At 63.1% G+C, this 4,331-nt stretch carries 6 protein-coding genes; 4 read left to right on the forward strand and 2 right to left on the reverse strand.

Features of this window, described 5'->3' with window-relative positions; translation table 11 throughout:
* From EN935_RS24235 to EN935_RS24250, 4 genes are all read left to right on the forward strand, one after another.
* A partial coding sequence (locus EN935_RS24235) for an MFS transporter (RefSeq protein ID WP_127373680.1) occupies window positions 1–605 on the forward strand: 605 nt, incomplete at its 5' end.
* Between the two features lie 50 nt (window positions 606–655).
* Complete coding sequence (locus tag EN935_RS24240; protein WP_127262660.1) at window positions 656–1,651, forward strand: aldo/keto reductase; 996 nt, start codon at window positions 656–658, stop codon at window positions 1,649–1,651.
* 15 nt (window positions 1,652–1,666) lie between these two features.
* Complete coding sequence (locus tag EN935_RS24245) at window positions 1,667–2,656, forward strand: aldo/keto reductase (RefSeq protein ID WP_127262661.1); 990 nt, start codon at window positions 1,667–1,669, stop codon at window positions 2,654–2,656.
* Between the two features lie 22 nt (window positions 2,657–2,678).
* Window positions 2,679–3,287: a flavodoxin gene (locus tag EN935_RS24250; RefSeq protein WP_245468656.1), complete on the forward strand. Its 609-nt coding sequence runs from the start codon at window positions 2,679–2,681 to the stop codon at window positions 3,285–3,287.
* A 148-nt stretch (window positions 3,288–3,435) separates the two neighbouring features.
* Here EN935_RS24250 and EN935_RS24255 read toward each other — a convergent pair whose 3' ends face one another.
* Both EN935_RS24255 and EN935_RS41485 read right to left on the reverse strand, forming a co-directional pair.
* On the reverse strand, window positions 3,436–4,026 hold the full coding sequence (locus EN935_RS24255) for a cation diffusion facilitator family transporter (RefSeq protein WP_127262662.1): 591 nt from the start codon (window positions 4,024–4,026) through the stop codon (window positions 3,436–3,438).
* A partial coding sequence (locus EN935_RS41485; RefSeq protein WP_206534556.1) for a hypothetical protein occupies window positions 4,023–4,331 on the reverse strand: 309 nt, incomplete at its 5' end. The genes EN935_RS24255 and EN935_RS41485, both read right to left, overlap by 4 nt.

The following is a 4,331-nucleotide window of genomic DNA, read 5'->3' on the forward strand; positions in this document are numbered from 1 at the left end:
CCCGTATCCTGTTCCTGGGCGCCATGATCGGCTTCTTTTTCTTCACCACGCAGTATCTGCAAGGGGTACTCAACTACAGGGCATCGCTGACCGGCATGGCCTTCCTGCCGATGACGATGGTCAATTTCGCCGTGGCGATGGTCGTGCCGCAGCTGACCCGCAGGTTCGGCAACGGCCGGCTGCTCGCCTGCGGCCTCACGCTCTGCCTCGCGGGCATGGTGTGGCTGAGCCGCGCCACGTTCGATACTTCCTACCTAACCAGTGTGGCGTTGCCCATGGTGCTGATCGGCGCGGGACAAGGCATGGCGCTCAGCCCGCTCACCACATCGGGCATTGCCGGCGTCGCACCCCAGGATGCCGGCGCCGCCTCGGGCGTCGTTAACGTCGCTCATCAGCTCGGCAATTCGCTTGGCCTCGGCGTGCTTGTTGCAGTGGCGGCGGTGGGCGCCGGCGCGCTCGATGGCCGGGAGCTGCTCGCCTACCGCGTCGGCACCGCGCTCACCGCCGGCTCCGCCATGCTGGCATTCGCGCTGCTGATCGTCTGCGCGCTGATCGTGCGGCCCCGCAAGTCGGCGCAAGCGGTTGCGAGCGGCGCGAACGCCTGAGTGCCGGACATGGGGCGACAGCCTCAACAGGAATCGAAAGGAGAACAACAATGCAAAAGCGCACACTTGGAACCAGCGGTCTCGAAGTCTCGGCTCTCGGACTCGGCTGCATGGGCATGACCTCGGTCTACGGGCCGCCAGCCGTGAGGGGCGATATGATCTCGCTCATACGGACAGCCGTGGATCAAGGCGTCACCCTGTTCGACACGGCGGAGGCCTACGGCCCCTTTGTCAATGAGGAATTGATCGGCGAAGCGCTGGCGCCGTTGCGGGACAGAGTGGTGATTGCCACGAAGTTCGGCTTCGACATCAATCTTGAGACGGGCCAGCGCAGCGGCGGCCTGAACAGCAGGCCGGATCATATCAGGGCGGTCGCGGAAGCTTCACTGAAGCGCCTCAGGACCGATCGCATCGACATCTTTTATCAGCACCGCGTCGATCCGAATGTGCAAATCGAGGATGTCGCGGGCGCGGTGAAGGAGCTGATCGCGGAAGGCAAGGTCAAGTATTTCGGGCTCTCCGAAGCTGGAGCGCAGACCATTCGGCGCGCTCACGCTGTCCATCCCGTTACCGCGGTGCAGAGCGAATATTCACTGTGGTATCGGGGACCCGAGGCGGAGATCCTGCCAACACTGGAGGAACTCGGCATCGGTTTCGTTCCCTTCAGCCCGCTGGGAGCAGGCTTTCTGACCGGCAAGATGGATGCGAACACGACGTTTGCCAGCACCGACTTCCGCGCCAGTGTTCCCCGCTTCGCGCCCGAGGCGCTGAAGGCGAATGTGCCGCTGGTCGACCTGCTGCGCAAGGTGGCGGCAGCAAAGGGCGCCACCCCGGCACAGATCGCGCTTGCCTGGCTGATTGCTCAGAAGCCATGGATTGTTCCGATCCCTGGCACCACGAAGCTGCACCGTCTGGAGGAGAACCTCGGATCTGCCGCCATCGCGCTTGCGCCGGAGGAGCTCAAAGATATCGACCAGGCTGCCTCGCAGATCACGTTAAAGGGTGCTCGCCTGCCGCAAGCGGTGCTGGACATGACGAACCGCTAGGAAAGGAGAACAACAATGCAAAAGCGCACACTTGGTACAAGTGGTCTCGAAGTCTCGGCCATCGGGCTGGGCTGCATGGGGATGAGCCAGTCATACGGGCAACCGATGGAGACGCCGGATGCTGTCCGCCTGATCCGCTCAGCGTTCGAGCGCGGCGTCACTTTCTTCGACACCGCCGAGGTCTATGGCCCGTTCAAGAACGAGGAGGTCGTCGGTGAGGCGCTGCAGCCAATCCGCGACCAGGTGGTGATCGCCACCAAGTTCGGCATCGACATCGCCGGTACGGCCGGACACGACGGCATGGATAGCCGGCCGGAGCATATTCGCGACGTCGTCGAGGCCTCTCTCAAACGGCTGAGGACCGACCACATCGATCTCCTCTACCAGCACCGCGTCGATCCGGTCGTGCCCATCGAAGAGGTGGCGGGCACGGTGAAGGACTTGATCAGCCAAGGCAAGGTCAAGCATTTCGGCCTCTCCGAGGCGGGCGTGCGCACCATCCGTCGCGCGCATGCGGTGCAGCCGGTCACCGCACTTCAAAGCGAATACTCGCTGTGGTGGCGTGAACCCGAGGAGGCGATCCTGCCGGTCCTCGAAGAACTGGGGATCGGCTTCGTGCCCTTCAGCCCATTGGGCAAAGGCTTCCTCACCGGCGCCATCAACGCCAGCACGACGTTCGACAGCAGCGATTTCCGCAACACTGTCCCGCGTTTTGCGGAGGGGGCCAGGCGAGCGAACCAGGCGCTGGTCGATGCGATCGTCGCGATCGCGGCCGGGAAGAACGTGACCCCGGCCCAGGTCGCGCTCGCCTGGCTGCTGGCGCGGAAGCCTTGGATCGTTCCGATCCCCGGCACCACGAAGCTCAATCGCCTCGAGGAGAATATAGGATCGGCGGCGGTTGCGCTGACGGCGGACGATCTTGCCGACATCGAAAATGTGGTCTCGGCAATTGCCGTGCAGGGAGAGCGCTACTCCCCGCAACAGGCGGCAAGGATCGATCGCTGAGCCAGGCGCCAAGGAGAGCGAGATGAGCCAGTCGGGCCTGTTCTCAAGACGAGGTGCGCTTATGACCGCGCTTGCATTGCCACTGGGTGCTGGATTGGGTGCCGGATCGAGCCTGCCCGCCGCCGCGTCGAACGCGCGGCAAGCGGGCAGCGCCAAGGTTCTGGTGGCGTACTACACCCGAACCGGCAACACGCGCGTCATCGCGCGCCAGATCAGCCGGGCTCTCGGAGCGGACATTTTCGAGATCCGCACCGTGGATCCCTACCCGGAAGACTATGAGGAGCAGGTCGCAGTGGCGGAACAGCAGCGGGTGTCCGGTTTCGAACCGCCGCTCGCCACCACGGTGCCGGACATCAGATCCTACGAGACGGTGTTCCTCGGATTTCCGATCTGGGGCATGACCGCGCCTGCGGTGATCCGCTCCTTCCTGGCGAAACACGATCTGTCGGGCAAGACATTGGTGCCGTTCATCATCCATGGCGGCTACGGAATCGGGCAGAGCCTGAAGGTCCTCGCCGACCATGCGCCGGCGGCGAGGCTCATCGAAGGTTTTTCCAAGCAGTGCGACCAGGAGCGCGAGACGCTGGAACAGGTCACACGCTGGCTCGGCAGGGTCGAAGTGCCCGGCTGAGCCACCACATTAAGGGCGTGCTCTATGGCATCGCAGCCGCGCTGCCGCACATGAAGACCCAGAGAGCGGCCACATGTGATCCTGTTGCGGCCGACGGCGCAGGAGTATTGAGGGCACAAGGATCGTGCCCGGATCGGATGGCAGTATCTCAGCTTGGGATTTGGCTTTCTGCGAACTCGCGTCTTGCGGCCGTGAAAACCTCGCGGGCAGCGTCGGCATTCATGACGGCGATCGCAAGGCCAATGACAATATCTGGCCAAGCCGAGTTCCACACAAATGCCGTGACCAGGCCGGCGGCAATGATTGCGATATTCGCCAGGACATCGTTGCGCGCCGACAGGAATGCTGCGTGGGTAAGGCTGCCGCTGTGATGGCGATAGCGAGCGAGCATCAGCGCGCACGACAGGTTGACGAGGATCGCGCCAGCCGCGGTAAGCGTTAGCGGAACGGGCGCTGGCGGGATTGGAACGTTGAACTTCTCCCAAGCCGTCCAAAGGGTCGCCAAAGCCGGGATCAGAAGTACCCCGGCCAGCGCCATTCCAAGCCGCGCTCGATTACGGATAGTCCAGCCCAGCGCAACCATGATCAGCAGGTTGACGGATGCATCCTCGAGAAAATCGATGCTGTCCGCGAACAGCGATACAGATCCGATCCAAACGGCGACGGCAAACTCGATACCGAAATAGCCAAGGTTCAGGATGGCGACCATCCGCACCGCCTTGCCTAGCGTCCCGGTCATATCCTGTCCTCATCAATTGCCGCTGCCGCAAGGCATATAGGGTTTCCATGACATGAGACATTGCCGATTTCAGCGGCCGCCTTGACAACGCTGCGGTTCCTGCTCCAGCTTGGCGCCATGTTCGTTTTCGCGCCCACCATCACCAAGCGACGCCGCTCCTGCACGAGCGGCAAGCTGATTGCGCGACGACAACAACCGGCACGATAGACCTGGTTCGTTCGTTTCCAGCCCCGCCCGCGACATCCGCCGGCGGGGTTTTCATGTCTGGAGCACTTCATGACCCTCGTTTCGTCCATCCCACTTCG

Origin of the sequence: Mesorhizobium sp. M7D.F.Ca.US.004.03.1.1 (genome assembly GCF_003998635.1) — a bacterium.
Lineage (GTDB): Bacteria > Pseudomonadota > Alphaproteobacteria > Rhizobiales > Rhizobiaceae > Mesorhizobium > Mesorhizobium loti.

Bases quoted from the DNA above. Each gene is read 5' to 3' on its own strand.
- EN935_RS24240 (WP_127262660.1), top strand. From the start codon at position 656: ATGCAAAAGCGCACACTTGGAACCAGCGGTCTCGAAGTCTCGGCTCTC.
- EN935_RS24245 (WP_127262661.1), top strand. From the start codon at position 1,667: ATGCAAAAGCGCACACTTGGTACAAGTGGTCTCGAAGTCTCGGCCATC.
- EN935_RS24250 (WP_245468656.1), top strand. From the start codon at position 2,679: ATGAGCCAGTCGGGCCTGTTCTCAAGACGAGGTGCGCTTATGACCGCG.
- EN935_RS24255 (WP_127262662.1), bottom strand. From the start codon at position 4,026: ATGACCGGGACGCTAGGCAAGGCGGTGCGGATGGTCGCCATCCTGAAC.